General features: G+C 57.8%; 25 protein-coding genes. 16 read left to right on the top strand and 9 right to left on the bottom strand.

The features are described from left to right. Positions 1-54 precede the first annotated feature (54 nt). The 5 genes from J2S31_RS04870 (at position 55) to J2S31_RS04850 (ending at position 4,252) form a co-directional block, all read left to right on the top strand. A complete protein-coding gene (locus J2S31_RS04870) occupies positions 55-465 on the top strand; it encodes a hypothetical protein (RefSeq protein ID WP_237097942.1) in 411 nt (136 codons plus the stop codon). Between the two features lie 46 nt (positions 466-511). Further along, entirely contained in the window at positions 512-1,348 is an 837-nt protein-coding gene (kdsA, locus tag J2S31_RS04865; RefSeq protein ID WP_237097941.1) for a 3-deoxy-8-phosphooctulonate synthase, read from the top strand. 39 nt (positions 1,349-1,387) lie between these two features. Further along, positions 1,388-2,347, top strand: coding sequence for a Kelch repeat-containing protein (locus J2S31_RS04860; RefSeq protein WP_237097940.1), 960 nt, complete (start codon positions 1,388-1,390; stop codon positions 2,345-2,347). Positions 2,348-2,520: 173 nt separating this feature from the next. Further along, entirely contained in the window at positions 2,521-3,186 is a 666-nt protein-coding gene (locus J2S31_RS04855) for a hypothetical protein (protein WP_237097939.1), read from the top strand. Beyond that, positions 3,155-4,252, top strand: a complete 1,098-nt coding sequence (locus J2S31_RS04850) for a helix-turn-helix domain-containing protein (RefSeq protein WP_237097938.1) — start codon at positions 3,155-3,157, stop codon at positions 4,250-4,252. Before J2S31_RS04855 ends, J2S31_RS04850 begins: the two co-directional genes overlap by 32 nt. Positions 4,253-4,288: 36 nt before the next feature. Here the strand turns inward: J2S31_RS04850 and J2S31_RS04845 are convergent, their stop codons facing one another. Continuing rightward, positions 4,289-4,657 carry a hypothetical protein gene (locus J2S31_RS04845; protein ID WP_237097937.1) on the bottom strand — a complete coding sequence of 123 codons (369 nt, stop codon included), beginning with the start codon at positions 4,655-4,657 and terminating at the stop codon, positions 4,289-4,291. A 23-nt stretch (positions 4,658-4,680) separates the two neighbouring features. Beyond that, on the bottom strand, positions 4,681-5,439 hold the full coding sequence (locus J2S31_RS04840; protein WP_237097936.1) for a phosphorylase family protein: 759 nt from the start codon (positions 5,437-5,439) through the stop codon (positions 4,681-4,683). 100 nt (positions 5,440-5,539) lie between these two features. Here J2S31_RS04840 and rlmD point away from each other — a divergent pair, with 100 nt between their 5' ends. After that, positions 5,540-6,913, top strand: a complete 1,374-nt coding sequence (rlmD, locus tag J2S31_RS04835; RefSeq protein ID WP_237097935.1) for a 23S rRNA (uracil(1939)-C(5))-methyltransferase RlmD — start codon at positions 5,540-5,542, stop codon at positions 6,911-6,913. A gap of 13 nt (positions 6,914-6,926) precedes the next feature. Here rlmD and asnS read toward each other — a convergent pair whose 3' ends face one another. Continuing rightward, a complete protein-coding gene (gene asnS, locus J2S31_RS04830) occupies positions 6,927-8,327 on the bottom strand; it encodes an asparagine--tRNA ligase (protein ID WP_237097934.1) in 1,401 nt (466 codons plus the stop codon). A gap of 215 nt (positions 8,328-8,542) precedes the next feature. Between asnS and J2S31_RS04825 the strand changes: the two genes are divergently transcribed. From J2S31_RS04825 to J2S31_RS04810, 4 genes are read left to right on the top strand one after another with little or no spacing between them, the layout of a single operon-like run. Next, the gene (locus J2S31_RS04825) at positions 8,543-8,845 is read left to right on the top strand and encodes a YggT family protein (RefSeq protein WP_237097933.1); all 303 of its coding nucleotides are present in this window, start codon (positions 8,543-8,545) and stop codon (positions 8,843-8,845) included. A gap of 58 nt (positions 8,846-8,903) precedes the next feature. Then, a complete protein-coding gene (locus J2S31_RS04820; protein ID WP_237097932.1) occupies positions 8,904-9,203 on the top strand; it encodes a DUF167 domain-containing protein in 300 nt (99 codons plus the stop codon). A gap of 28 nt (positions 9,204-9,231) precedes the next feature. Further along, positions 9,232-10,272 (top strand): S-methyl-5-thioribose-1-phosphate isomerase, encoded by a 1,041-nt coding sequence (mtnA, locus tag J2S31_RS04815; RefSeq protein WP_237097931.1) that lies wholly within the window; start codon positions 9,232-9,234, stop codon positions 10,270-10,272. Further along, on the top strand, positions 10,269-11,273 hold the full coding sequence (locus J2S31_RS04810) for a sugar phosphate nucleotidyltransferase (protein WP_237097930.1): 1,005 nt from the start codon (positions 10,269-10,271) through the stop codon (positions 11,271-11,273). Before mtnA ends, J2S31_RS04810 begins: the two co-directional genes overlap by 4 nt. A gap of 79 nt (positions 11,274-11,352) precedes the next feature. On the opposite strand, the gene J2S31_RS04805 is transcribed toward J2S31_RS04810, so the two are convergent. Both J2S31_RS04805 and J2S31_RS04800 read right to left on the bottom strand, forming a co-directional pair. Next, complete coding sequence (locus J2S31_RS04805) at positions 11,353-12,030, bottom strand: DUF3386 family protein (RefSeq protein ID WP_237097929.1); 678 nt, start codon at positions 12,028-12,030, stop codon at positions 11,353-11,355. Between the two features lie 158 nt (positions 12,031-12,188). Then, a complete protein-coding gene (locus tag J2S31_RS04800; protein WP_237097928.1) occupies positions 12,189-13,241 on the bottom strand; it encodes a peptidylprolyl isomerase in 1,053 nt (350 codons plus the stop codon). A gap of 320 nt (positions 13,242-13,561) precedes the next feature. Here J2S31_RS04800 and J2S31_RS04795 point away from each other — a divergent pair, with 320 nt between their 5' ends. Further along, entirely contained in the window at positions 13,562-16,201 is a 2,640-nt protein-coding gene (locus J2S31_RS04795; RefSeq protein WP_237097927.1) for a fused MFS/spermidine synthase, read from the top strand. Positions 16,202-16,245: 44 nt separating this feature from the next. Here J2S31_RS04795 and J2S31_RS04790 read toward each other — a convergent pair whose 3' ends face one another. Together J2S31_RS04790 and J2S31_RS04785 are read right to left on the bottom strand one after the other, a co-directional pair. After that, positions 16,246-16,656, bottom strand: a complete 411-nt coding sequence (locus J2S31_RS04790; RefSeq protein WP_237097926.1) for a hypothetical protein — start codon at positions 16,654-16,656, stop codon at positions 16,246-16,248. A 71-nt stretch (positions 16,657-16,727) separates the two neighbouring features. Then, positions 16,728-17,300, bottom strand: coding sequence for a hypothetical protein (locus J2S31_RS04785; RefSeq protein WP_237097925.1), 573 nt, complete (start codon positions 17,298-17,300; stop codon positions 16,728-16,730). Between the two features lie 298 nt (positions 17,301-17,598). On the opposite strand from J2S31_RS04785, the gene J2S31_RS04780 reads away from it, so the two are divergent. The 4 genes from J2S31_RS04780 to J2S31_RS04765 all read left to right on the top strand — a co-directional run bounded on the left by J2S31_RS04780 (position 17,599) and on the right by J2S31_RS04765 (position 23,549). Next, positions 17,599-18,516: a DUF58 domain-containing protein gene (locus tag J2S31_RS04780; protein WP_237097924.1), complete on the top strand. Its 918-nt coding sequence runs from the start codon at positions 17,599-17,601 to the stop codon at positions 18,514-18,516. Next, the gene (locus J2S31_RS04775; RefSeq protein WP_237097923.1) at positions 18,513-20,669 is read left to right on the top strand and encodes a BatA domain-containing protein; all 2,157 of its coding nucleotides are present in this window, start codon (positions 18,513-18,515) and stop codon (positions 20,667-20,669) included. The genes J2S31_RS04780 and J2S31_RS04775 overlap by 4 nt, the downstream gene beginning before the upstream one ends. A 109-nt stretch (positions 20,670-20,778) precedes the next feature. Next, positions 20,779-23,286, top strand: coding sequence for an SUMF1/EgtB/PvdO family nonheme iron enzyme (locus tag J2S31_RS04770; protein ID WP_237097922.1), 2,508 nt, complete (start codon positions 20,779-20,781; stop codon positions 23,284-23,286). Next, positions 23,283-23,549, top strand: a complete 267-nt coding sequence (locus tag J2S31_RS04765; protein WP_237097921.1) for a hypothetical protein — start codon at positions 23,283-23,285, stop codon at positions 23,547-23,549. The genes J2S31_RS04770 and J2S31_RS04765 overlap by 4 nt, the downstream gene beginning before the upstream one ends. A 19-nt stretch (positions 23,550-23,568) precedes the next feature. Here J2S31_RS04765 and J2S31_RS04760 read toward each other — a convergent pair whose 3' ends face one another. Then, positions 23,569-24,045, bottom strand: a complete 477-nt coding sequence (locus J2S31_RS04760) for a flavin reductase family protein (protein ID WP_237097920.1) — start codon at positions 24,043-24,045, stop codon at positions 23,569-23,571. A gap of 325 nt (positions 24,046-24,370) precedes the next feature. Here J2S31_RS04760 and J2S31_RS04755 point away from each other — a divergent pair, with 325 nt between their 5' ends. After that, positions 24,371-25,525: a sensor histidine kinase gene (locus J2S31_RS04755; protein WP_237097919.1), complete on the top strand. Its 1,155-nt coding sequence runs from the start codon at positions 24,371-24,373 to the stop codon at positions 25,523-25,525. 20 nt (positions 25,526-25,545) lie between these two features. Here the strand turns inward: J2S31_RS04755 and amrS are convergent, their stop codons facing one another. Then, entirely contained in the window at positions 25,546-26,607 is a 1,062-nt protein-coding gene (gene amrS / locus J2S31_RS04750; protein WP_237097918.1) for an AmmeMemoRadiSam system radical SAM enzyme, read from the bottom strand. Positions 26,608-26,640: the final 33 nt, after the last annotated feature.

Below are 26,640 nucleotides of genomic sequence, written 5' to 3'. Positions count from 1 at the left end.
ACGGTCCGGTTTTTTGGTGTTACACTGAACCGATTGGAAACACGGGTATTACTCATGGACTACAAAACCATTTTCATTGTCGATCCGGTCAAGTACGAGCGCATCCAGCTGGCCAAGTTTCTCAAGCAGGAGAGCTTCACGGTGATGAGTTTCGTCAGTCTCGCCAATGCGTTCGGCAAACGCACACCGATCCAGTGCGACCTGCTGATTTACGTCCTGCGCAAGGGGCAGACGGACCTGAAAGCGCTGGAGCGGGTGAAGAAGAAAGACCGGAGCCTCCATTTCATCCTGATGGTCCAGCACACGGACGAAAAGGTGGAACTGGAACCGTACCGGGAGATGGGGTTCGAAAACATTTTCATCGCGGCCAACAACGAAAAAGTGCGCGAGATCGCCTATGGCTACCTCGCGCCCGACGGGTTGCAGTCACGCCCGGAAACGCCGCACCCCCTGCCCCTGCCCTGAATTGGCAACGAAACCACTCACAACCTTGCAATAGAATTTTTGAATTATGGAATCCAGTTTGAAAACGCAGGAAGTGCACATCGGCCCCATCACCGTCGGCAACGGTCATCCGCTGGCAGTCATCGCGGGACCGTGCGTCATCGAATCCGAAAAGCACGCCATGGAAACCGCCGGACAGTTGCAGGAGGTGTTCTCCAAGGCTGGCATTCCGTTCATTTATAAATCGTCGTACGACAAGGCGAACCGGTCGTCGTTCAAATCGTTCCGCGGACCGGGCCTCGACGAAGGTCTGCGTATCCTGAACAAAGTGAAGGCGGAACTCGGACTGCCGGTGCTCTCCGACGTGCACAAGGAGGAGGAGGTCGATCCCGCCGCCGAGGTGCTGGACATGTTGCAGATTCCGGCGTTCCTGTGCCGGCAGACGGACCTGGTGGTGAAGACGGCGAAAACCGGCAAGCCGATCAACGTGAAGAAAGGCCAGTTTCTCGCGCCGTGGGACATGAAAAACGTCATCGATAAAGTCAAGGAAACCGGCAACGAAAACATCGTGCTCACCGAGCGCGGCTTCATGTTCGGCTACAACAACCTCGTGGTCGATATGCGCTCTCTCGTGCTGATGCGCGAACTGGGGTATCCGGTGTGTTTCGACTGCACGCACAGCTTGCAGTTGCCCGGCGGTCAGGGCACGAGTTCCGGCGGCCAGCGCGACCTGGTGCCACACCTGACGCGCGGCGCCGTCGCTGTCGGGTGCGACATGCTGTTCATGGAAGTGCACCCGGATCCCGACAGCGCGCCGTCGGACGGACCCAACATGCTGAGGCTGGACACGCTTCCAGCGCTCCTCGACCAGATCAAGCAACTCGACGCCCTGCGGCTGTCCTGAATTCGCCGCCTCATTCCCTTTCTTCTTCGGAGGTGCGGGATGAAATTCAAATGGCTTCTGCCTTTTCTGGGATGCGCTCTGCTTTTTATCTCGAGCCCTTCCACTTCGTTTGCGCAGGAGGGAAGCTGGAAAGTCCTCGCTCCCACCCCCACGCCGCGCACGGAAGTCGGCGTCGTCAACCTCAATGAAAAAATTTACGTGATCGGCGGCTTCACGCCGGACGGCATCGCCGAGAAGGTCGAGGTGTACGATCCCGCCAGCGGGGAATGGTCGGAAGCCGCGCCCCTGCCCCGCGCCCTGCATCATGTCGCGGTGGTGGCGGTAAACGGCAAGATCTATGTGATTGGCGGATTCGCCACGGGCATGTGGTCGCCGGTGAACACGGTGTACGCCTACGATCCGCAGTCGAATGCGTGGACGGAAAAAGCACCGATGCCCACGGAACGCGGCGCGCTGGCGGCAGGAGTGATCGACGGCAAGATCCATGCGGTGGGCGGTGCGCTTAAAAAATTCCTCCGCCTCAAAAACACCGGCGCGCACGAAGTGTACGATCCGGCCACCGACACATGGACGGAAGCGGCCGACATCCCGACGCCGCGCGACCATTTGACCGTCTCAGTGCTGGGCGGAAAACTCTACGCGCTGGGCGGACGCATCGACGTCGATTTCGGCAACAATCTCGATCTCAATGAAGCCTACGATCCGGCCACAGGCCAATGGCAGACGCTCGCGCCGCTCCCGACCAAGCGGAGCGGCATCACCTCGCAAGCCGTGAATGGAAAGATTTTCGTGTTCGGCGGGGAAGCGACCGAGGGCACCTTCGATAAAAACGAGGCCTACGATCCCGCCACCAACACCTGGCAGACCTACAAACCCATGCCCAACCCCTGCCACGGCCTCGGTTCGGCGCTGGTGAACGGCTCCATCCACCTCATCACCGGCGGACCCAACCCCGGCGGCGGCGGCAGTCAGTACCACCAGGTGTTTACTCCCTTTTAAATAAAGGGGTTATGACTCTCCCATTGCATGAATAAGCAGTATAAAAATTCCCCCTTGACCGAATTGTACTTTTGTGAGAATATTATTCATTAGATAGTACACATCCATCCACAAGGAGGAGGCCGAGATGATTATTAACATGACCAAAACGCTAACATTTTGGAGAAAAACCTATGCCGCTAAATATCCCTTCTTCTGACCATGTAATCCAAGACCTCACCCCTACCTTAAAATTGATTCATGAGGCACTTCAATTTGCCACGGAAAAAGCAAAAAGTTACTTCTATGTGGAAAACCCTGATGAAAAAATTGATCCCTATACTGGAGCAATGCTAACTCGGTACTGGGCAAAATTTTTCATCAACAAATGCGGCTATTCGGCTGAATTCGATTCCGATCTTGAATTGAAAAATTCCCCAAATGTGGGATTAATTTTACGCAGTGAAAACTACCATATTCGAATCCTGAAGTCCTGCAATGGCAATGTTCCGGTAGCAGGGCATTCAAGAAAAAGACAAAAGTTTTATGAACAAGCACACTTTGAATTTGAGGTCATACCAGAAAACAGGGATTTACCATTAAACCTTCTGGTCATCTGGGTAGCAGATAGTGATTTAAACATAAACGAATTGTCTCTTGCCTGTCCGAGGGAGGGAGGAGCCCTAAAAGATTCTGTAAAGTGTCACTGGCATCAACCATTCCCGGATTCACTTACCAACCTGGAGTCACAATTCAAATACATCCTCGAAGAGGATGTACCTGAGGATTTACCAATAGCCCCCAACCTTAACCAAAGAAAAATTAAAAATGATAATTGGGGAAAGAATAAGACAAGCTAGAGAATTAAACGGCTTAACTCAAAAAGAATTTGGGGGGAAAATAGGCCTCTCCCAGCCCCATGTAGCAAAATTGGAAAATGGGTTGCTTGATGTTGATAACAACCTTTTAAATAAAATTGTATTTGCTAGCGGGCTATCAATTGAGTTCTTTAGGAAACCAACTTACGTTGACTTACCGTTAGGTTCCCTTTTATTTAGATCAAGAAAAATATCATTAAAGCAAAAAAACCAAATCGTCCAACAAGCAAAATTGTTATTCGAGCTCCATCAATTCTTGGAGGAATTGACATCCCCTATACCGTTGACATTACCCCAGATTAGCGAGGATCCTAAACTTTCCGCGCAACTAACACGTTCAAGTCTGGGCTTAGGCCCTGAAACCCCGATAAAGAAACTAATTTTCTCATTGGAATGTGCGGGAGTCGTAGTATTGGCGCTTCCAAAAGCATTTCAAAAGTTTGATGCTTTCTCCACATGGATAATGAACAAAGGAAAACGTCCCGCAATTGTTTTTTCAAAAACGGAATCGGGTGACAGATTGAAGTTTAGCCTTGCCCACGAACTTGGCCACTTAGTAATGCATTTACCCGAATTAAATAGGGATATTAAAACGTTAGAAAAAGAGGCCGATCAATTCGCTGGGGAATTTTTATTTCCTGAAAAGAGCGCAAGGTCAGAATTGATTCCTCCCATTACTTTAAAAAACCTTATTCCCTTAAAAAACAAATGGGGCCTTTCTTTGCAAGCTCTAATTAGAAGGTCGTATGACTTAGATATTATTTCCAACCGCCAATACAAATACCTAAATCAGCAAATAAGCATTAAAAAATGGAAGCAAAAAGAGCCCGCTTTTGGTGTCCCCATTGAGAAGCCAAGATCTATTGCCCAAATGGCGGAAATGCTTTTCGGAAACCCGGTCCAAATCAAGAGGTTTTCAAAAGACGTCAAGATACCTACTAAAGTTTTAAAAGACATATTAGAAAGTTATAACTTAAAGAGTCCCCCCAATGATCCCGTAATACCGCCAATAAAGCAGGGAATTCTGTTTAATTTTAAAAATCCCTAACTACTAGAATAGAAAAAATTTTATTTTTATGGACCCCTAACAATTGGTCTCGATGATTTCGCCCTTGCGCGCGGAGGTGGCGCAGAGGGAGGGTTCGTCACCGCCCGGATGCCATTCCGTCTGCCCGGCGCGCAGGCTGACGATGTGCACTTCCTCTTTCGGCAGGGCGCGGCTGGCGTACCTCGCGGCGGTGAGGTTGAGGGTGCGGAAGCGGCGCGGCGGATCGATCCAGCCGATCATCACATGATGCCCCTCGGCCCGAATCCACGCCACCTCCGGCAAACCGCGCAGGTAGGTGACGGAATCGATCAGGATCTGCCAGGGCTGACGCCACTCGCGCGCCTCGGCGGCGGCGGGAAGCATCAGCATGGCGGTCAGCAACACAACTGGCATCCATCGCAACATACGCGTTCGCTCCTTCGGAAATATCATTTCAGGCAGTGCAGGTATTCTTTCAAATAAGACGTCAGGTTGGCGGTGGCAAGACGCGCGTGACGGCCGAGTTCGATCATGCCGGTGAGATCGCCGGGATGCGTCAGCACGTGCCACCCGGCTTTCAGGGTCGAGACGTTGCCGTCGGCATCGACCAGGTGCGAGCAATTCATCAGCGCCTGCTCCACCGTGTCGGTGATGGCGCGCACGGACAGAAACTGGACCTCGCGCCGTTCGGCTTCCTTCGCCAGCTCAAACGTTTCCATATCCACCCCCAATGCGTCGCAGGCCTGTCCCAGCTTTTTTTTGTCGTCCGGGTGACTGACGACGTCGTCCACCGTCACCAGCGTGCCCTGGTACGCGGTCGCACCTTCCGGGCAGGCCACCACCATCGCCTGGTTGACCAATGCAGTGGGGATGGCCATCGATTCGGTGGTCACCGCCGCACCGTCGCGGACCATCGTGATGGTATCGGCGACCAGGAGGTCGCCGACCTGAAGCGCGGGGTCGAGCCCCCCGGCAAAGCCTATGGAGATCGCCTGCGCGAGCGGAAAGTTCTCGCACACCTGCTTCAGTGCATTGACGGCACGCGTGCGTCCCACGCCGGAGCGCACCAGCACAAGACGGAAACCTTCCCAGGTGCCGACAAACGCGGATGCGCCGTTCAGCTTGACCGATTTGTCGATGCGCATGCGGCCCTTGATGCCCGCAATCTCTTCCCGGATGGCGCCAATGATGCACAGGTGATGTTCCATGCGCCCGATTGTACTCCCTTCGCTTTGCCGATTGAATCCATTTTTGACGCGGCGGCCTTTGCGGTAGTATGATCTCTGACTTTCCTCACAGGAGCTCATCTTGGCCAAACAGAAATTGGAAATCCCCGTTCGTGTCGGTGACGAGGTCGAACTGGAAGTCGAATCGCTGGCATCGAGCGGCGACGGCGTCAGCCACCACCACGGCTACACGCTGTTCGTACCGCACTCCCTGCCCGGAGACCGGGTGAAAGCGCACGTCACCAAAACCACAAAACGATTCGGCGTCACCCGCGTTGTCGCACGCCTGCACTCGACGCCCGACCGCGTGGACGCGCCGTGCGCGGTGTTTCCCGAATGCGGCGGGTGCAAAATTCAGGACTGGGATTACGCCCGGCAGATGGCATTCAAGGTTCAGCAGGTGCAGGACGCATTGGCGCACATCGGCGGGTTGAACATCGCAGTGGAGATCGATCCCGTTCCCGCCGATATGCCGCTCTACTACCGCAACAAGGCCAACTACGCCATCGACAGACGCGGCCGGAATGCGTCCATCGGTTTCTACAGGCAGGGCACGCATCACGTGGTCGATCACGTCGAATGCCACACGCTGATGGAACCGATCACGCATATCAAGGAATGGTTGCGGGAGTTGATCGAAAGTCACAGCCTGTCGATTTACAAGGAACAGCGTCACACCGGATTTCTGCGCGGGCTGGTGGTGCGGCATTCGGCGGCAACGGGCGAGGCGCTGGTGGGGCTGGTCACCACGCCCGGAGAGTTTTCCAAGAAGTTTCTATCTAACCTCACCGACGAAGGCACGCTGAAACGGTTCGGGATTCAGGGCATCGTGCACAACATCAACCACGCGAAGACCAACATCATCCTCGGCCCGGAAAACATCACGTTGTGGGGACAGGATTTTTTCCGCGAGAAGCTGGGGGAGTTGGAATTTCACCTGTCCCTGCCGTCGTTCTTTCAGGTCAACCCGTACCAGTCGGTCAAACTCTACGGCATCGTGCAGAGCTGGGTGGAGGGAACGGCCGGTGCGGTTCTGGACGCCTACTGCGGCAACGGCGGCATCAGCCTGTGGCTGGCGAAAGCGGGATGCGAGGTGGTGGGCATCGATTCCGCCGCCTCGAACATCGAGGACGCGGAGCAAAGCGCGCGGCTGAACGGGATCACCACCTGCCGGTTTTGGAACCTGCCTCTGGAACGGGCGTTCCAGCTTAAAGAAGAACTGGCGGCGGTGAAGACCGTGGTGATCGATCCGCCGCGCAAGGGCTGTTCACCGGAAGTGGTCGCGGGAATTCTGGAGATGAAACCGGACCGCATCATCTACGTCTCATGCAATCCGGCCACGTTGGCGCGCGACCTTTCGCTCATGCCGGGCTATGCGGTGCGCGCCATCAAGGTGATCGACATGTTCCCGCAGACGCAACACGTGGAAGCGGCGGTCCTGCTGGAACGCGAGTGAGGAATACGTTGCGTTAAAAGCCCGCGTGCTTGGGGGTGCGGGGGAAAGGAATGACGTCGCGGATATTCTCGACGCCGCTGACGAACTGCACCAGCCGTTCGAACCCAAGTCCGAAGCCGCTGTGCGGCGCACTGCCGAAGCGGCGCAGGTCCAGGTACCACCAGTACTCCTCGGGGTCGAGTCCCTTCTCCTGGATGCGCCGTTGCAACGTATCCAGATCGTCCTCGCGCTGACTGCCGCCGATGATCTCGCCCAGCCTGGGCAAAAGCACATCCATCGCGCGCACCGTCTCGCGGTCGTCGTTGAGCTTCATGTAAAACGGCTTGATCGATTCCGGATAGTTGTAAATGATCACCGGCTTCTTGAAATGCTTTTCGGCCAGGTACCGTTCATGCTCGGCCTGCAGGTTGCAACCCCACTCCACCGAGTAGGTGAACTTTTCACTGCTCTTCTCCAGCAGGTGGATGGCGTCGGAATACGGGATGCGTTCGAACTGATTTTCGGCAACGTGCGTCAGCGTTTCAATCAGGTGCTTGTCGATGCGGTTGTTGAAAAACTCCAGGTCCTCGGCGCAGGTCTCCAGCACGTCCTTGAACAGGTACTGGATGAACTCTTCCGCGAGGTCCATGTCGTCGTCGAGGTCATAGAACGCCATCTCCGGCTCCACCATCCAGAACTCGGCGAGGTGCCGGCTGGTGTTGGAATTTTCCGCACGGAACGTGGGGCCGAAGGTGTAAATGAGCGACAGCGCCATCGCATAGATCTCGCCTTCCAACTGACCGCTCACGGTGAGGTTCGCCTTGCGCCCGAAAAAATCCTCGCCGTAGTTCACCTGCCCGTTGTCTTTCGGCACCTGGTTGAGGTCGAGCGTCGTCACCTGGAACATCTCGCCCGCGCCTTCGCAGTCGCTGGTGGTGATGATCGGCGTATGCAGGTAAACAAAGCCGCGGTCTTGGAAGAAGCGGTGGATGGAGTACGCGAGGCGGTTTCTTACGCGCATGACCGCGCCGATGGTATTGGTGCGCGGACGCAGGTGGGAGATCTCGCGCAAAAACTCCAGCGAATGGTATTTTTTCTGAAGCGGATAGGTTTCCGGATCGGCGCCGCCGTACACCCACAGCTCGCCCGCCTGGATTTCCACCGACTGCCCCTTGCCCTGCGAGGCCACCAGCTTGCCGCGAACACCGACACAACTTCCGGTATGGAGTTTCTTTTCGTTATCCTTATAAGCGTCGAGGGAGTGATCGACTATGGCTTGAATGTTTTTCTGGCAGGAGCCGTCGTTGATTTCCAGAAACGAGAAGCCGCCCTTGGAGTCCCGGCGGGTCTTCACCCAGCCTTCGACGATGACGTCGTCGCGCGGCTCGCCCTTTGTCAGCAGTTCTTTCACGCGGGCGCGTTTGCTTTTATCCATGAGGTTCCATCCCAATCATTTCGCGTCTTGCGGTTGGCGAATCCACTATAAACGTTTTCGGAATTGCCTGAAAAGAGAAAAGTGCCGGACCGCGGGCCGTGTTGACATGCCAGGGGTTTTCGGATACGTTAAGGCAGGTTGACAATGAAATCAAAACTGGAATTCTCTGCACCCGTTTACCGCCTGCCGGCGAAAGGGAACCACCACATCCGCCTGTGTTTATCCTAGCCGAATTCATCAATGCCACCGCCACCGTGTTGGGTATCGCGCTCAACCTGTATATGTGGATCGTCATCATCCGCGCCCTGTTGTCGTGGGTGAATCCCGATCCCTACAACCCCATCGTGCAGTTCCTGCACGCGATGACCGATCCCTTGATGAACCGCGTGCGCAACTGGATCGGCATGGGCGGCGGCATGGGCATCGACTTTTCGCCGATCATCATTCTGCTCGGCATCGTGTTCCTGCAGGAATTCCTGGTGACGTCGCTCCGCATGCTGGCCCTGCAATTGCAATGACCGCAGTGGGCCGCATCCGCTTGCCGTAGGTCGCACCCGCCCACCACGGTGTCTCATCATGTCCCTTCCCGTTAAAAAGAATGACCACGGCCTCACGTTTTCTGTTACGATTCAACCCCGGGCGTCGCGCAACGAAATCGCGGGCGTGCACGACGGCGCGTTGAAGATCAAACTCACGTCGCCACCGGTGGAGGGCGCGGCCAACAAAGCCTGCCTGAAACTGCTCGGCAAAACGCTGGGCGTCGCCCCGTCGAAACTGTCCATCGTCAGCGGCACGACTTCCCGCAACAAGGTCATCCAGGTGGACGGCATGGACGAAGCCCGGTTCCGGGAAAAACTGGAACCGCACCTGACCTGATTTCATTCACCCATACCGGTTTTTCAACATGGTCAAAACAATCGAATATCTCGACGGCGTGGTGAGGATGATCGACCAGACCCGCCTGCCTGCTGAAACCACTTTTGTGGACTGCAAAACAATTGAAGACGTCGGCGAGGCCATCCGCGGCATGATCATCCGCGGTGCGCCCGCCATCGGTGTCGCCGCCGCCATGGGCATCAGCCTCGGCGCGAACGCCATCGACGCCGCAGACTACGGCGCGTTTCTGGCGCAACTGGAACAAAAATGCGACCGGCTGGGCCAGGCGCGGCCGACGGCGGTGAACCTGAAGTGGGCCATCGACCGCATGCTGACGGTGACGAAAGCACACAGTCACCTGCCCGTTTCCGAACTCAAGCAACGCCTCAAGCAGGAAGCGATGGCGATCTACCACGAAGACATCGCCACCAACGAAAAGATGGGCGGATTCGGCCAGTCGCTCATCGAGGACAACAGCACCATCCTCACCCATTGCAACGCGGGTGCGCTGGCCACGGCGGGATTCGGCACCGCGCTCGGCGTGGTGCGTGCGGCGGTGAACGCAGGCAAGAACGTGCGCGTGCTCGCCAACGAAACGCGGCCATTCCTGCAGGGCGCGCGGCTGACGGCGTGGGAACTGAAAGAGGACAACATCCCGGTCAAACTCATCACCGACAACATGTGCGGCCATTTCATGAAAAAGAAGGAAATCGACGTGGTGGTGGTCGGCGCCGACCGCATTGCCGCGAACGGCGACGTCGCCAACAAGATCGGCACCTACATGGTGGCGGTGATGGCGCGCCAGCACGGCATCCCGTTCTACGTCGCCGCGCCCGTCTCGACGCTCGACCTCACACTGGCATCCGGCGACGCCATCCCCATCGAGGAACGCAGCGCGGAGGAAGTGGTGACGCTGAACAAGCAACGCATCGCGCCGGAAGGCGTGGACGCCTCGCACCCGGCGTTCGACGTGACGCCCAACGAGTTCGTCACCGCCATCATCACCGAGCGCGGCATCGCGCGCCCCCCGTACACCGAATCGCTGAAGGCGCTGGCCGGGCAATCATGAAGGCGATGATCCTGGCGGCGGGCTTCGGCACGCGGCTGAGACCGCTCACCTTCCACACCCCGAAACCCATGGTGCCGGTGATGAACCGCCCCATGCTGGAACACTCCATCGAACTCCTGCGCGGTCAGGGCATCCATGACCTCACCATCAACCTGCACCACCTGCCGGACAAAGTGATCGCCTACTTCCGCGAGGGTGGCGGATTCGGCGTGCATGTCAACTGGTCGAAGGAAGAGGCCATCCTCGGCACCGCGGGCGGCATCAAGAAAGCGCAGAAGTTTCTGGACGGCGCTCCGTTTCTGGTGATGAACTCCGACGTGTTCGCCGACATCGACTTCAAACGCGTGCAGGCGTTCCATGAAGAAAAGAAATCGGTGCTGACGCTGGTGCTCAAGGAAGGGGATTCGCCGGAGGCGTGCGATCCCATTGAGATCGACGCCAGCGGACGCATCGTGCACATGCCGGGCGTGCCGTCGAAAAACGCGCCGGACACCGAGCACCGCCACACCTTCACCGGCATCCAGATCATGGACCCGCGGGTCTTCGACTACATGGCCGAGGGCGTGTTCTCCGGAACCACCACCGACGTGTTTCCGCAGATGATCGAAGACGGCCTGCCGGTGTACGGTTACATTCACGAGGGATACTGGATCGACATCGGCCAGCCCGCAAGTTACCACCGCGTCCACCGCGACCTTCTGGACGGCACGGTGCGCTGGCAACTGCCGGAAGCGTCCGCCGACCCAGGCAGGGCCACCATCATCCCGCCGGTGCACATCGGCAACGACTGCACCATCGCAGAAAGCGCCCGGCTGGGTCCATACACCGTGCTGGGCGACGGCTGTGTGATCGGGGAGAACGTGACCGTGGACAACACCGTCTGCTGGCAAGGCGTCACGCTGGAAGCGGGAGCGCAGGTGACACGCTCGATTCTCGGGGACGGTGTCACCGTATCCACGGGCAGGCAGTGCGAAGACGCGGTGCTGGCGGCGAAGACCTGAGTCCCAATGTCATCACAAACCATAAAAAAACCCGGCGGGGAAATCCCCGCCGGGTTTTTGTGTTTCTGCGAGAAGCCGGTTACAGCGCTTTGTGGTTTGCCAGCGTCATGGTGCTGACCACGACTTCGCTGTTCTGCACGTCGATCACCCGGCGCTGTTGCGGCAGGTCGTAGTTGCCGACGCGGGTGTAGTCGTCGGTGTAGCTCTCGACGTTCTTGATTGAGTTGTCTTTCGGATTGAAGTAGTACACCGTGTAATTGCGCGTCAGGAATTTGCCTTCCGCATTTTTCACGCTGTCTTCGATGTTGATCGAAAACGCAACGTGCGGCGTCTTGCGGTTGATCTGCCGGATGCGGCCTTCCTTGATGCGGTAGAACGAGCTCATGCCGTCGCCGCCCATGACCACGGCGCGTCCCAGCGGATGCGTGCCGTCATCGCCGAACGTCAGCTTGTACTTGCCGTCCGACTCCTCGAACGAGCGCGGACCGCGGTGCATGGCGATGGACGCCAGGTTTTCCGAGGCGAATTCCTTCATGCTCTCGTCCTGCAGGCTGAGTTCGATTGCCTTCGGGCCTTTCACGGTGACGGTGCCCTGCTCTTCCTTGCCGTTGATGTTGACAGTCACATCCGCGGTGAAGCCTTTGAATCCCGCGTCCCAGCGGGCGGTGTTCGAAAACACCTCTTCCAGCGCCTGGCGCGCCTGCGGGTCGTCCTCCACGGTGGATTGAACGTCTTCCGGCTTGGTGTAGGTGGCCATGATGTTACTCCTTGAATATTCCAAATAGTTTGAAATGTTTGTGTGGTCGTTATGAAGACAGCGGGACGTCAGCAGACACATCCCGCGCCGGTTCAGATCCTGCTTGTAAGAAGGCCACATTCTAGCACAGGGATTCCGACCCGTCGAAGGGCTTTTCCTCACCCCGCGGGCTGATAAAAAATCTCGATGTCCGCCTTTTTGCGCAGGCTGTCGATGTAGCGCGCAATCACCTTTTCCGCCTCGGTGGTGAACAGGTAACTCTGGATGGATTCCTTGACCTCCTCCAGCGGCACGTCTTCCGCGGGCTTGGTTTCATTGAGTTTCAGGATGTGAAACCCATACTTGCTGCGCACGATGCCGCTCACCTCGCCCATCTCCAGCTTGGAGATGGCCTCATCGATTTCCGGATCGAACACGCCTTTGTATATGAAATCCAGATCACCGCCCTTTTCGGCACTGCCCACGTCTTCCGAATACGTCCGCGCGAGTTCCGCAAAATCCGCGCCCGCCTTCACCTTCTCGTAAACCGCTTCGATCTTTTCGCGAGCCTGGGCGATGTATTTTTCCTTGTCCAATTTCAACTGCTCTATCGGGGTTTGCTCAATCACGTCCACCGGAATGAGCGGCACAAAAATGTGCTGGGCGCGGTAGGCCTCCGGCCGCTGGAACGCGTTTTTCTTCTGTTCGTAAAAATGCTCCACCTGCTGATCGGTGATGACGATCTTGCCTTTCACCTGGTCACGCAGAAGGCTGTTGGCGGTGAGGTCCACTTCGATCGATTTTTTGATGTCCGCCTCGGTCAGGTCCCGTTGCTTGAGCGCCGCCTGGAACGCCGCTTCCGATTCGTAATTTTCCTTGAGCTTGTTGAACTGCTCCCGCACCTGTTCCGGATCGATGGCGTACCCGGATTTTCCGCCTTCCTTGTAGATCAACTCGCGGTTGATCTCACGATCAAGAATATCGAGCGCCATGCGCTGGCGCTGACCCAGCGGTATGGGTTCCCCTCGGTCCTTCAGCAGGCGGTTGAGTTCGAACCGGATGTACTTGGACTCCAGGTCCACACCATTGATACGCGCCACCACGTCCGGCAGGTTCATGTCACCGGTGACATCGCCTTCAAAATATTCCGGCTCCGCCGCCACCGGCAGGGCCGCACAAATCCACACCATAACCGCGAGCGCGGTCCACTTTCTAAAAAACGAAACCCACATGCGTATCAATTCCTTACAAGTTTGACAAAAATTAAACCGATTGGCTTCCGCCACCCGGTGGTAACGGTGTATGAATACAGAAGAGGGTATCACTCCGTGACAAGACAGGCAAGAAGCCGCCAAAGGAGGCCGGGGCACGCTGGGGTTCCGGTCCATAGGAGGGACGTTCGTTTTTACCAGACCGGGTTCTCCGTGGCAAGGGTAAAGCCCGGGAACGACGCGCCCGATAACCGCCGCGCCGACACCGGGTGAGAGCCGCGGCGTTGACTCCCCTCCCCGATTGTGTGAAAATCACGGCCAATTTTTGGACAATCCTTTCAATGCATTGGAATCCCATTCGATCCCGGGGCGCGGTCCTGTACGGCTGTCTGTTCCTGTCCGGCTGGACCAGCCTGACCTACGAACTGCTCTGGATCAAGCAGATCACGCTGGTCATTGGCGGCACGTTGTATGCCATCAGTGCCGTGCTGTGCGCCTTCATGGCCGGGCTGGCGCTGGGGGCGTGGGGCGGCGCCCGCATCCTCACACGCTTCACCGAACACCCTGACGGGCTGGTGCGCCTCTATGGCGTGCTGGAAGGCATCATCGGCCTCTACGCGCTGGCGTTTCCGTTTCTATTACACCTCGTCGAAGCGGGCTACCCGCTGTTGTTGACCTTGTCGTTCGGCTCGGACACGCTTCTTCATTTCTGGGAGTTCGTGCTGTGCGCCCTGCTGATGCTCCCGGCGACGTTCATGATGGGCGCGACCCTGCCGGTGATCGGCCGCTGGCGCATTGGCGACCGGCAGGACCGCATCTTCACCGACCTCTCGGTGCTTTACGGCGTCAACACGCTGGGCGCGATGGGCGGCGTGCTGTACACGCAGTTCGGCGGCACGCGCTTTCTGGGCATCGAGGGCACGCTGTACTCGGCAGTAGCGCTGAATCTATTGGTATGCGCGGTGTGCTGGCTGTGGCGGGCTGAGGCAATGCCTGCGAAAGACGCACCGGCACCGTCCCGCACCCAATCCAAACCCGCCAAAGACGAATCGACCCCCGATCGCAAACTGGCGTGGCTCCTGCTGTTTCTGTTTTTCTTTTCCGGCATGGTGGCGTTGTCGAGTGAAATTCTATGGACACGCGTGCTGGTATTTCCGCTGGGCCACTCGCTGTACTCCTTCGCCATCATCCTGGCGACGTTTCTGTTCGGCATTGGCCTGGGCAGCCTGGTGGCGGAGAAAATCCTCGGCCCCGGAAACTGGGTGGCGAAATTCATCGCGGTGGAGACCGCCGTCGCCGTACTGGGCCTTTTGGCCATCCCGGCGCTGGGTTCCATCACCGTATGGACGCAGGAACTGGATAAGCTGTTTTACGATGTGAACGCCACCGCTGCCCGCACGCTGTGGATGCGTTCCCTCATGGCCTTCGCACTGATGATCCTGCCGACCCTCGGCTTCGGCATGATCTTTCCGCTGGCCGGGCACATTCACTTCCACCTGTTCGGCACCGTGGAGCGCACGCTGGGCAACAGCTATGCGGTGAACACCGTCGGCGCGATTGCCGGCACGGTGCTGACGCCGTTTCTGTTCGTGGCGCTGTTCGGCATCCGCGGCTCCCTGTTCGTGCTGTTCGGCGGTCTGCTCTTACTCGCCGTCACGGCGTGGGCGTGGCGCCGTGGCAAGGCACCGCGGCGTTTTCTGGCGGGTTACGCTACCGCCGCATTGCTGATGGGCGTCGTTTGGGCCGCGTCACCACCCTCCGCCGCCACCCACACACCGGGTGAAGGCAACCTGGCGCGGATTGAGATCGACACTCCGCCCGAAAGGTTGAACCTGCTCGATTACAAGGAAGGCGACTTCTCCACGTTGAGCGTGGTGGAGGACGCGCGAAACGGCGGACGGACACTGTACGTCGATGGGTTCAGCACCGCCACGGCGTCCGACTCTCTCGGCGGCAGTGCCTACATGCAGGCGATGGGCCTGGTGCCGATGCTGTTGCATCCCGCCCCGAAAGACGCGCTGGTTATGTGCTTCGGCACCGGCAGTACGCTGGGCACGGTGGCCGAGTTCCCGGATGTGAACGTGGACGGGGTGGAAATCGACGACAACGTGCTCGGCATGGCGCACTGGTTCGAACGCTGGAACCACGGCGTGCTGGACAAACCCAACGTCGATTTTCACATCCAGGATGCACGCCGCTTCATCCGCTGGACCGGTCAACGCTACGACGTGATCACCCTCGAGCCCATGTCGCCGGTGCAGGCGGGGGTGAACAACCTGTACTCGCGGGAATTTTACGCCGAGACGCGCGCCCGGTTGAAACCCGGCGGCCTCATGATGCAATGGCTTCCCCTGCACCTGGTGACGCCCGAGGACGCCCGCGCCATTTTGACCACGTTCCGCGCCGAGTTCCCGCACGTCTCGGTGTGGAACAGCTTTCTGACACGTATCGTCCTGCTGGTCGGCTCCGACCAACCGGTACGGCTCGACAAACAGCACTTTGACGCGGTCACGCAAAATCCCAGACTGAAACCGCTGGCGGAGGGCATCGGTCTCTACAGCTTCATCGACTTCATGGATTTTTACATCACCGAAAGTAAGGCATTGAAGACGTACTGGAAGGAAGCGCCGGTCGTCACCGATGACAACCGCCTGCTGGAACATTCCGACGCGGTGCTGGTGCCGCCGCTCAAACGCGAGACGGACGAATCGTTTTTGAATTTACTGCTGGCGCGGGTGGGGCAGGCGCCTCCTATCACCGGCGTGACGTCCCGTGAAGCGGCGTATTACGAACAGCAATTCCGTCTGCGCACGGCGCAACGGCTGTCCGTATTCGCCCAGCGGTACCGGGGACCGGGGTATTCCCTGTTTGCACAAAAGGAATATGAAAGCGCCGTGGCGCGGGTGCGGGCGTTCCTGGAAGGGTTGGGGGACCGTACGGTGCGTTTGAGCGAGAACGGCTGGAGCCCGGCGGAGAGATGAAAAGGACGCAATGAAAACCGTTCGTCGTCAAAAGGGAAAATCGGCTAACCTTCCCGTGAACGGCCACCCCGATATCTGAACAGGCCGGCGAAGATGTTGTACACCAGCTTGCCGACAAAGAGCAGGACCAGCAACAGGAAAGCATAGATGACGGTGCCGAAGAAGGCCTGCGAGCCTTCACCGCGCTCGAATCCAAACAAGGCTTTCATCCAGTTATCAAAACCCGTCCACGTATCAACGAAGAAGTTTTTGATATCCTGAAAGATTCCCATAATGCCGCTGGTCGCGCCGTCCAGCTTTTCCTTCGCTTCTTTCGACGCATCGGTTACTTCCGTATCCGTATCCCGGTCCGCATCCCGTTGCGCCACTTCCTCATAAACATTGGCCGCCAACGCCGGGACGGACGCCAGAACCGCGCCCCCCAAAATCACAACACCCAGCAGAATCGCCCCCATCCAACCAGAACTCCGCCTGCGATCCGACACACTTTGGCAGGTATGCATTTGTCCCCCTCCTGCGGAGAGTTTCAAGCCAGGATCAGGTCTTTGATTTTGGCGAACGTCTCCGATTGTTTGATAGCGGCCTGACCCTCTTCCGTCAGACCGTTGCCGAAAAGATCCAGGTACTTGAGATCGGTCAGCGTCATCGATGCGGCCAGGGCACGCGCGCCTTCATCGCCGATGCGGTTCTGCGCCAGGTCCAGCACTTCCAGACCCGACAGAGACAGGGATTCGGCGATGGCCTTGGCCCCTTCCGGTCCCACCTTGTTCTTCCACAAATTCAACTGCTTCAGGTGCGAAAAGTTCGCCGACCCGGCGAGAAGCTGAACCGATGCATCGTCCAGGTCGTTCCGCTCCAGGTGAAGCCAGGTCAACTGCGTGAGGACGGGCGACTCCGCCAGCGCGCGAATTCCTTCGGCGGTGATCTCATTCCGCTCCAGGTTCAACTGCCGCAGGTTTTTCAATCGCTCATCCTGAGCCAGCAATTTGACTCCCTCGTCCCCGATGTACTTTACATGCAGGTCGAGCGAGGCGCCGTCGGCACTCAGATTCTTTTCAATCAGCACTTCAACGGGTTGATCGTTGAACGGTCTCGTCATTTCAGTATAAGCATCTCAGGTTGATTTTGGAACCCCGATATTACTTCCAATTTTCCGGGGCCGGTCGGATTTTCACCGGACATGCCCAAACCGGCTGAAATCGTTTGGACTTGGTTTCAATTGTAGACCCCCTTGGTATTTTGTCAACCAACGCCTGCGCGCAGAGGACCAATTTAAAAAGGCGATTCGGCGTTCCTTTTTTATCTGTATGAAGGCAGGCGGGGTATTTCCGCAAACCGTGAATTGTGAGATGATAAACATCGTGACGTATTTTTATTTGCCCTGAGCACCCTACTTCATGGCCGAAGATCCTTCATCCCTGTACCGCGCGGAAACGCTTTCCGAAATCTCATCGCTCAGCCTGCGCGCCATCACGCTGGTGGAGGGCCTGCTTTCCGGCCAGCACCGCAGTCCGCACAAGGGATCGAGCGTCGAGTTTGCCGAATACAAGGCGTACACGCCGGGCGACGACATCCGCCACATCGACTGGAAGGTCGTCGGCAAGACGGACAAGTACCACGTCAAGCAGTTCGAGCAGTCCACCAACCTCAAGTGCACCATTCTTCTCGACACCAGCGGGTCGATGGGCTACGCCTCGCCGCTCAAAAAACAGGACGCCATGCCCAAGGCGCAGTACGTGCGGACGCTGGTCGCGGCGTTTTCGTACCTCCTGCTCAAGCAATTCGATGCGGTGGGGCTGATCACGTTCAATCAGTCGATAACGGCGCACATCCCGCCGCGTTCCAAGCCCTCGCACTTCCAGCACATCCTGCACGCGCTGGCGAATTGTGAGTTTCAGGGCGAGACGCACATCAGCCGCGTGGTGGGCGACATCATCGAACGCCTGCCGGGGCGCGGCATGGTGATCGTCATCTCCGACCTGCTGGTGCGCGACGATGACGTGCTGAAAACGCTCAAGCTTTTGTGCTCGCGCGGACTGGAGGTGCTGCTGTTCCAGGTCCTGCACCCGGATGAACTCCACCTGCCGTTCGACGGCGACATCATGTTCGAGTCGCTGGAGAACGACCCGCCGGTCGGGCTCGATCCCGCAGACGTGCGCGAGCAATACCAGGAAGCGGTGCAGGAGTTCATCGGCCACTTCCAGACCAACTGCCCGTCTCTGGGCATCGATTACCAGTTTCTGGACACCGCCACGCCGCTTGAGCAGGCGCTTCGTTATTACCTGCTCCGGCGCAAGAGCCTGCTGAAACTATGAGCCTCCAGTTTTTATCACCGTGGTTTTTGCTGGGCCTGCTGGGCATCGCCCTGCCCATCCTCGTGCACCTGCTGACGCGCCGCCAGCAGAAGCGGATTCCGTTTTCCGCCGTGTACCTGCTGGAACAGGTGCAGAAGCGGAGCATCCGCCGCTCGCAACCCAACCGGCTCCTTCTCCTGCTGTTCCGTTGCCTGGCCATTGCGTGTTTGAGCCTGGCCCTGGCGAGCCCGATCTTTTCCTTCGGCGGACCGGAGGAATTTCTGCCATCGAAGCCGACCGCCAACGTCATCGTCATCGACAACTCGTACAGCATGGCGGCCCGGGCCAAGGACCAGGCCCTATATGACCAGACCGTGGCGTTTGCAGCGTCGTTATTACAACGGCTCCCTGCAAACAACACGTTCAGTCTCGTTTACGCATCCGATCCGGCGCGGGTGGTGCAGGACTGGACCGGCGATCCTGCGCAGATCGTCAAACTGCTCAAGCTTTCCAAGCCCTCATTCCAGACCACGAGCATCGGCCAGGGGTTGACGAAGGCGTACGACCTGTTGAGCACGGCACAAGAGGAAAACCGGCGCATCTTCGTGCTCACCGACCTCGACCGCAACGGCTGGAAGGAAAAGGAACTGGAGAACCTGACTGAAAATCCCGGATCGGTGCCAATCAAGATCATCGACTTCTCCGCACACCGCATGGAGAAAAACCGCGCGCTGGTGGAGCATGTGGACCTCACGCAGGAATTTCTGACCAACAACCGGATCCTGCGCGTGGAGGCACGCATCGCCAACCTGCAACCGGACACGGCGATTTCGCAGTTGCGCGTGGCTCTGGTGGTGGACGGCAAAACCAAAAGCGAGGATTTCATCGACCTCCCCCCTGGCGGCCGCGTGGACAAGGCATTTTCTTTTCCGTACCTGGGACGCGAGGCGGTGCAGGGATACGTCGAAATTCAGGACGACGGGCTGAACGTGGACAACCGGCGGCTGTTCTCATTTCAACCCGACCGCAAGATCCAGGTGCTGGTGGTGGACGGCGACCCGCGCGGTGTCTCCCATCAGAACGAATCGTTTTACGTTGAAAAGGCGCTGAATCCGTTCCGCGCCACGGTGACGGACATCCAGCCCACGATCTCGACGCTGGCGGAACTGGCGGACCGAAAGCTGGAGCAGTATTCGGTGGTCATCCTGTGCAACGTGCGCTCCCTGCCCTTCGATTACGAGCGCAGGCTTGAAGAATTCGTGAAACGCGGCGGCGGCCTGTTCGTCGCGCTGGGCGACCAGGTGGATGCGAAGTTCTATAACGAAAAAATGGGCATCCTGCTGCCCGTCACCCTGCAAACCCTCAACCAGATCGATACGGAAAGCGAACCTTTCCGGCTGGAAGGCGGCGACCATCCCCACCCGGTGCTCCGCACATTCCAGGGAAAATCCATGCACCAGATGGCGCAGGTGCCCTTTCACGCGCTGTACAGCGTGCGGCCGCGGGCGGACCGCGACTTCCTCGTGCCCATGCGCTTCACCAACGAGTACCCGGCGCTGATCGAATCGGCTTACGGCCGGGGCAAGGTGCTGTTGTTCACCTCCAGCCTGGACCGCGACTGGAACCAGTTTCCCATCCAGCCCACCTTTTTGCCGTGGCTGCAACGCTGGGTGAAGTACATTGCACAGAGTCTGGAAAGCCTGTCCGAGCAGAACCTCAAGGTGGGCCAGCCCATCCAACTGGAAGACGTGTCCCCCTATGCCTACATCGTCGCGCCGGGCGGGGGCATCACTGCGCTGGAGAAAATCGGCGATGCCGAACTGCAGTTTGGGGACACGTGGACCCCCGGGCCCTACCGTCTGCTCCAGTCCGGCACCGCGCCTGAAGGCGAGCGCCACGAAGGGGAGCCCGGCACACGCGTTACCCTGCTTCCCGCCGACGCCCGCTACATCGGCACGGTGACGGCGAACATCGACACCGCCGAGTCACTCTCCGAAACGCTGACACCGGAAGACGTGAAGAAACTCCTGCCGGGATATACGGTGACGGTTCTCCGCGACACAGAGATGAAAGAGACTTCCCGGGTGGATGGCGGCGTGCCGCTGGTGGGACCCTTTCTGTTTCTGCTGGCCTGCGTGTTCCTGGTCGAGGGGTGGATGATCCGGCGCGAATGAGGCGGCAAACAAGGCCTCAAGCGGGGTCTCGTCAACGCCCCGGCATTTGATATAATAGGAAAAATTCTGAACCGCTCCGACAATTCTTTACGAGGTCGCCAGGTACCGTATGATTTCCCGTCCCGCTCCCCTTGCCGTTCTTCTCCTGCTCCTATTGACCCTGTGCTGGCCCTGGAGCGCGACCGCTGCGCCCGTCACCGAGGACGCCATCCGGAAGGCGGTGAACCGCGCCCCGGACGAGATCGACCTGGCGGAAACCCTTCTGCTGGTCTCGCAACACTGGCAACCCTCGCTCGATCTCGACCACCTGCGTCGGCAGTTGGACGATCTCACCGAAAAGGCGAAACAGCGGTTGGGCGACAATCCGACGCCGCAGAAAACCGTGGAGGTGCTGACCGACCTCATCCACAAGCAGGAAGGCTACCGCTTCACCGACTCCGTCGATGCCGCTGGCATGCCGACGGTTCCGGCGGAATTGTTCCTGCACGGTCTTTTGGAGACCAAGCGCGGCTACTGCATGAACCTGTCGTTGCTGTATTTGATCCTCGGCCAGTGGCTGGAACTACCGCTCTACGGCGTGCCTTTGCCGAATCACTTTTTTGTGCGGTACCAGTCGCCAAAGTATCGGGTCAATATTGAATCCACGCAGGGAGGCCAGTCGTTTCCGGACGACTTTTACCGCGATCGCTTTCAGGTTGCGGTAAACGCATCGTATTTCCTGACCAGCCTCAACAACCGGCAGACGCTGGGCGCGTATTTTTCGAACGTCGGCCTCACCTTCTACCGCAACCAGCATCCCGACACGGCGGTGTTCTACCTGACCCTGTCCACGGAGATCAATCCGGAATCCATCGACGCACTCAATAATCTCGGCAATGTGTATTCCGAGATGGGCCGGATGGAAGATGCCATCGCCCAATACAAAAAAGCGTTGGAAGCGGACCCGGAAAACATGTCGTCGATGTTCAATCTGGGCGTGGCCTATGCACAGGCCGACCGCACGGAGGAGGCCATCGAGATCTTCCTGCAGGTGGCGGAGCGGGAACCGCGGTTCCCTCCCGTACACGATCTGCTGTCGCGCCTGTACCTGCAATCAGGGAACTTCGTCGCCGCCCTGCTCCACACCAAACTGCTCGACCGTCTGCAACCCGGCCAGTTTGAAGTGCGCATGCAGATGGGCAACATCCTGCTCGAAATGGGAGAGGCGCCACTGGCTCTCGGGGTGTTCGAATGGATGCAGGGCACGTTTCCCGACCGGCTGGAGATCAACGAGCGCATGGGCGAGGCGTATTACCTGATGGACGATTTCGACAAGGCCATCGTGCAGTACGAATACATCATCGAGCGCGCCCCGCAAAGCCTGCCCGCCTACGTGCAGATAGGCTGGGTGTATTACCGCAAGGGTGAACTGGACAAGGCGGTGGAATGGACCGAACGCGGCCTGCAGGCCAGCCCGCAGGCAAATCCGTTCATGCCGCTCGCCTTCATGAATCTCGGGTTGTACCACGTCCTGAAAAAGGAATTTACGGCCGCCCGCCAGTGGTACCAGAAAGCCTTCAATGCGGATAAGGACAAGGTGGTGGAGGGCATGATCGACGATCTCAATGAAGCCCGCGACAGGTATCCGGGCCTGGCGGAGATCGATTTTTTCTCCGGCTGGATTTTATATGAGGGTGGCCGGGCCCAGCAGGCCCAGGCGCGGCTGAAGGAATTTCTGGCCGCCAGCCCGGAGGGCGAGCTGGCCGAGGAAGCCCGCGCGCTACTGGATAAAATCGGTGAGGTCGTGCCGGCGGGCATGGTGAAGGTGCCACAGGGGTTTTTCATCATGGGCGACGACCACCACGGAGACGATGAAGCGCCGCAACACAAGGTGTATCTGGACACGTTTTACATCGACCAGTACGAAGTGTCCGCCGCCGAGTTCGCCGAATTTTTGAATGCCATGCCGGAGACGAAACAGTTTTACGGCATCAACAAATTCGGCATGATCGAACAAAACGGAAGCCAGTTCGTGCCGCGCCGTGGCTTGGAAAATTACCCGGCCAACAACGTCAGTTGGTTCGGCGCGGCGGCTTATTGCAAGTGGAAAAACCAGCGCCTGCCCACCGAGGCGGAATGGGAAAAAGCGGCACGGGGTCCGAACGGCAACCTGTTTCCGTGGGGGAACGACCCCATCTCACCCCAAAAAAGCCGCTACAACCTGCAATGGAACGAAAACATCCGTCACCGCGTGATGGTGCCTGTGGACTCCATGCCCGAAGGTAAGAGTTTCTACGGCGTGTTCCACATGCTGGGCAACGTCAAAGAATGGGTGGACGACTGGTACGACCGGGAGTATTATAAGGAGGAAAATCACAAAACCAATCCGAAGGGTCAAATCGGCGGCGAATACAAGGTGCTGAAAGGAGGGTCGTGGCGCGACCTCCGGTCTTTCGTGTACGCTTCCTTTCGCAACAACAGTTATCCCGCGGCCATGGTCGATGATTACGGATTCCGTTGCGCCTGGAATGCAGGCACCCTCGATACCCAGACCCCGAAAAAACTCATTTCGTTCGACCCGGCATCCGGTCCCGAAACCCTGAGCCCCGCAAGGCGGGAAGGAATGACACAACCATGATCGGCGCCATTGAAATTCTGATCATTCTGGTCATCATCGGCATCATTTACAGCAAGGATGTCGTGGACAAGACCTGGCGCAAACGTCCCGACGAAGGCGTGGTGGAAAGCTTCGCCGTGGACGTGAAGGATTATTACAAGGAAAATCCCAAGCGCCTGGTCTTCGCCATCATCGGCACGGTGGCGACACTCATGTTCGTCATCACCCTGTTCTGGTGGCTGTGGACGCGCACCGACTTCAAGCAAATGCTGGGCCTGGAGTGATGGTCCGCATCCCTCTTGTTTAGTAACTGAACCCCGTATCGCGCACGTGCACGTAGGGCTCTCCGCCCTTCAGCGTTTTACCGCCGACGATCTCCCCCGTGTACAGGATGTGATCGCCAAACTTCTGCTGGGCGCGCACCTCGCATTCCAGACAGGCCACGGCATCATCCAGAATCTTGATCCCCTTGTGCCCCTTCGACACGTTGAGCCCCTGAAAAATGGAAACACCCTCCGCGGGTGGTTTGAAGAAATGTTTGAGCAGACTGTTGGATTCTTTTCCCAGAATGTTTACGGTGAATGCCTCAGACGCCTCCACCAACAGCCGTGCCGGGCGCGTTGTGGCCAGCACGATGGTCACCGCAGGCGGCTCGAAGGAACACTGGTTGACCCAGCTCGTCAGCACCGCGTCTTCGCGGTCTTCATGCGCCGCAGTCACAATGAACAATCCACTGGGCACACGGCCCAACGCTTTGCCTATCTGTTTTTTATTACGCAAAACTATCTCCTCACTCGGTGTGGCTTAAATTCCAAAGAGAATTTTCGCAAAAGTTGATAATTCCCGGTCCCATGCGGCCCATGCAAGCCCATGGGAACCTGCCTATATTGTCCTAAAATTCAATGCATTTGGCCAGCCCGGAAAACCCCCCGGCTTCATGCTCGATCCGGATCCCCAAACCACCCATAATTCCGTAAGCCACTATTTTCAAACATGTTTTGAATACGCAAAGCTTTTCACATCTTTTTAAATCGTTGAACCTTCCACCGGATTTATTTACGATGAATGTATCAACCTTCATGACTCACCCCACTGGATTTCACTCATGAATTCCGACACCCAGCCGGACAACTCCTCTTGGGACACGCCAAACGCCAAATTGCAACTTTTGAAGCAGTGTAAAGTCTTTGGCCTGCTGGACACCGCAACGCAAGAGGTGCTGATCGAGCAGGGGCACGAACTCCACCTGCAGGAAGAAGATGTGCTTCTGCAGGAAGGCGACACCACCAAGTCTCTTTTCATCATTCTGAAAGGAGAGATCGTGGTCACCCGCGGCGGCAAGGTGCTGGCATGCCTGGAAACCGGCGACCTGCTGGGCGAGATGGCGCTCATCGATTTGAAACCACGCTCCGCCAATGCCCACGCGTCGAAAGAAAGCCTGTTGTTGGAGGTGAACGAGGAGCTGTTCCGCAAAACGGTGGGCAACAACCCCCATGCGCTTTGGGAAATGCTGCAGATTTTATCGGCGCACATACGAGGCCTGTTGGGTGCTTTGGAACAGGATATTCTATCCCTCCGTCATTTCACACACGATCTCAAGAACTGCCTGACGCCCCTGGGCTACGCGGAGTTCTGGGCATACGAACTGCTGGGCAACCTGCGCGGCACCAACGAAGCACACCGGGCGCGGCAAGGCTGGGACACGGCACAGAAATGCCACGATACCATTTCCACCGTCAAGAGCGACCTGGTGGCCATGGTCGAACATGAACTTTCACGCATCAAAAGCAGGCACATCAAATATCCCAAATCAAACTACGACCTGGTCAAACTCCTGCGCGAGACGGTGGAAGAAACCAGTCTGCACAAACATCTGAAAGGCAAGCGGGTGGAATTCGTAAACAACGGCATGGAAGGCTTCGGCCGGTTCAATTACCTGGATATCAAACGCGTGGTCCAGAACCTGCTGATCAACGCCGGTTACGTCACCCAGCCGGAAGGCGAGATCCGCATTCACCTGAACGACGAGGGCGACCGATTGAGGGTGGGCATTCAGGATTTCGGCGACGGTATCAGCAGTGAGGTGCAAAACGTGCTGTTCAAGGAGGTGTACACCTCCAAACCGGAAGGAAACGGTTTAGGCTTGTTATCCTGCCGCGAGATCATCGAAGACATGCACCGGGGAAAAATCTGGTTCGAAACCGAACAGGGAAAGGGTTCCACCTTCCTGTTTGAAATCGACCGCGACCCCGCAAGCTGACGGGCCGCAAGCACCGCATATCAAACAGGGCAAGCCCACCTGCCCGGAATTTTTTCTCCGCAATCGGGACAGGCTCCTTCCTCACCAAGCCGGTTGCGAACCACGTGAAACCCGATCCGCTCAATGAGCGTCGCACGGCAACCCGGGCAAATTGTATTTTCGGAATCGCCCACCTCGCCCGGACGGTTGCCGCTGTAAACGTACCGGAGTCCCTTGGAGAAGCCGATGTTGCGCGCGCGGTCCAGCGTCACAATCGGGGTGGCCCCGAAGTCTCCCATCTTGTAGTCAGGATGAAACGCGGTGACGTGCCAGGGAATGTCCAGCGACACGTCAGCAAGAAACTCGGCGATGCCATTCAACTCCTCATCGCTGTCGTTGTAATCGGGGATCACCAGCGTCACGATCTCCAGCCAGAATCCCATCTCGTGCACCTGCCGGATGGTATCCAGCACTTCCTGAAAATTTCCGCCCAGAAGCTTGTACTTCTTCTCGTCGAAGCATTTGAGATCGATCTTGAACAGGTCGAGCCACGGCCGCACGTACTCCAGCACTTCCGGCGTGCCGTGACCGTTGGACACGTACCCCGTCACCAATCCGCGTGCCCGCGCTTCCTTGAACACCTCGACCGCCCACTCGCTGGTGATCAGCGGTTCGTTGTAGGTGGAGACAATGGTTTTGGAGCCGTGGCGCAATGCCACATCGCAGATTTCACGGGGAGTCGTCGGTTGGCAGTCCTGCGTGGCCCGGTCGTCGCGGAACGTCTGGCTGGTGAACCAGTTCTGGCAGTAGGCGCACCGGAAGTCGCACCCCAGCATGCCGAAGCTGAGCGCGTTGGTCCCGGGAAGCGCATGGAAAAACGGTTTCTTCTCGATGGGATCGTTCTGCACCCCGGCGGTGTAGGCGTACGGGACAAAAAGCTTCCCGTCGAGATTGTAACGGATCTTGCATACACCGCGCTGTCCGGGTTTTAACGTACAGCGGTGCCCGCAGGCGGTGCAGACGAGTTTTCCGTTTTCAAGAGGGTGGAACAGATCGCCCGGGCGGGTCCGGGTGTCGAGGTCGGTCAAAGTGAGGGTTGGCATCGTTCACCTCCAAACTTGCTTAGGAGAGAGCCA

The sequence above is a fragment of the Nitrospina gracilis Nb-211 genome (assembly GCF_021845525.1).
Classification (GTDB): Bacteria; Nitrospinota; Nitrospinia; order Nitrospinales; family Nitrospinaceae; genus Nitrospina; species Nitrospina gracilis_A.
This window is presented reverse-complemented; position numbering and strand designations above follow the sequence as displayed.